A 1,936-nucleotide genomic window follows, 5' to 3' on the forward strand; every position below is an offset into this window, starting at 1 on the left:
CTCAATGCGTTCGCGATCACCTTCGAAGGACGCATCACCCCGAACGGTAACTAACCGACACCGAGGTCGGATCCACCGTTAATCGGACACTCCCTACTGCGCCTGGCCTGGTGGCGGTCAGCGCCCACGTCCGTCAAGGAAGCTTGACGGTGCACCTGACATGGGACGCGTTGTCGGTAGATCGCGCGATGTTTCGCGCAGGCGCACAGGTCGGAGATGCACTGACGCGCTCGACTGTCGATGGAGCCGAATATGGTCAGGACGGCGATGTGCGCGAAGGTCGAACCGCTTGCCGGCACGTGAGGGCCTCCTGGTGACGGGTGAACGGTGGGTGTGAATGCGCCGGGATTGAATTCTGGGCGCGTGGTGTTATTGTATGAGTAGCAAGGAACCGGTCCTCCGGGCGTAAGCCTCGACAGCCGGTCTGGCCCCTGGTGTAGCTACGGCAGCCAGGGGTTGCTTCATTTCTGGGCCTTCTCCGGCTCGCTCACCTCGACGAAGTGCACATTGTCGGCGATCGCGTCGAACAGTTTGCTGGTGCTATTGGAGTGTGTGAGGGTCCGCCGATAAGCCATTGAGACCAGGTCAGGTAGCCACAGCAGGTGCTCGTGGCGCGGTGACGTCGACAAGAGACGGGTGTTGCGGGGGATCAGCTTCTCGGACACCAAGACTTTGTGGTCAGCCTTGTCTTTGTTGCGGAAGTTGCTCTGATTGCGTTCCTCAAGCACGAACAGATCGATAGCTGGCCACACATCGTCGCGGCCGGCTCCGAGCTCGATCGCGAGCTGGCGATAGCAGGCGGTCCGCGCGGTCTGAGCGTCAGTGTCGTCGGCTCCGACTGGGATTTGGTGCGCGATCACACATGCTTCGTGCCCATCGGCGAGGAAGTCGAGCATGTCGCGGGTCTGGTCGATTCCAGATGAGGTTTGCAGCGCTTTCGTGGTGTGCCAGTACGTTCCGTCGGCGATGCCCTCGATGCCCACCCGTAGCTCATCCATCGCGTCAAGTTCGACGATGACGGCGGTGAACACATAGAAGGTGTCCCGGTGTGCAGCAACACCGTCTGGGGCCTGATACGACTCATCCAGGAAGGCCACCGGGCCAGAGGTGCGTTGGTAGGCGTCGAACACGATCTGTGCAGCGGGATCGGGGCGGCGCGAAGGCATCACGACATCCTAGAGGCGGGCTCAGACACGCCAGTTGTTGTCCACGGCTAGACGCATAGCCTGTTCGTAGATCCGTCCGGTCGGTGTGCCAGAAGCGCACCGACGGGACACTGAGCTCGGAGGTGCGATGCGTGCAAGCCCAAGGCGTCTGTCGCAACAGCGGCGGCAGGAGTTTTACTGGTCGTGGGCCTGGCAGGCGCATGGACGATGACTCGCGATTCGAATACGCCAGTCTCAAGAACCGAACAGGAGACCAGCACCGTGAGCGATCCAAGTAGTCGACCAGACGGCCAGCCCATCGACGACCAAACGGACGACGACTACGACCCCGCCTTGGAAGAACCGGCCATCGACGGTGACGAATCACGGACCGCACGTGACCTCATCGAGGACTCGCGACCCGATTCCAACACCGTCGACGACGGATTCCTCGCGACCGACCCCGAAGAGGAATCAGGTCCGGGCGAAGGGTGGACCTCGTACAACCCTGGCCCATAGGCATTCCAGCTACAGTGGTGTCCGTCGGAGCTCGCTCCAACTGTCCTACGGCGGCGAGCGCCGGCAGGCAGTCCGGGCGCTTTAGCCTGTTCGTCGAACCAGCTCCATTGGAATCGCCGACTGGTTTCGGTGTCAGCGCATTAGCGAAACATGTTGCCGCACAGCATATGCAGAGGTTCACTGGGTAAGTCTCTTATCTGATCTCGAGGTATTCGCTGACCCTCCAATCCGACGACCGTTCCGATACTGAGCGTGGCGTGAAGTCGAGGAAG

At 61.2% G+C, this 1,936-nt stretch carries 2 protein-coding genes; one reads left to right on the plus strand and one right to left on the minus strand.

What is annotated here, in order from left to right; translation table 11 throughout:
• Positions 1 to 461 precede the first annotated feature (461 nt).
• Positions 462 to 1,166 carry a hypothetical protein gene (locus ABZ677_RS27775; RefSeq protein WP_358375310.1) on the minus strand — a complete coding sequence of 235 codons (705 nt, stop codon included), beginning with the start codon at positions 1,164 to 1,166 and terminating at the stop codon, positions 462 to 464.
• Between the two features lie 261 nt (positions 1,167 to 1,427).
• On the opposite strand from ABZ677_RS27775, the gene ABZ677_RS27780 reads away from it, so the two are divergent.
• Entirely contained in the window at positions 1,428 to 1,664 is a 237-nt protein-coding gene (locus ABZ677_RS27780) for a hypothetical protein (RefSeq protein ID WP_358375313.1), read from the plus strand.
• The last annotated feature ends 272 nt before the right edge of the window (positions 1,665 to 1,936 follow it).

The sequence above is a fragment of the Rhodococcus sp. NPDC006774 genome (genome assembly GCF_040636045.1).
GTDB lineage: Bacteria > Actinomycetota > Actinomycetes > Mycobacteriales > Mycobacteriaceae > Rhodococcoides.

Coding starts and splice junctions, on each gene's coding strand:
- ABZ677_RS27775 (WP_358375310.1), bottom strand. CDS start 1,166: ATGCCTTCGCGCCGCCCCGATCCCGCTGCACAGATCGTGTTCGACGCC.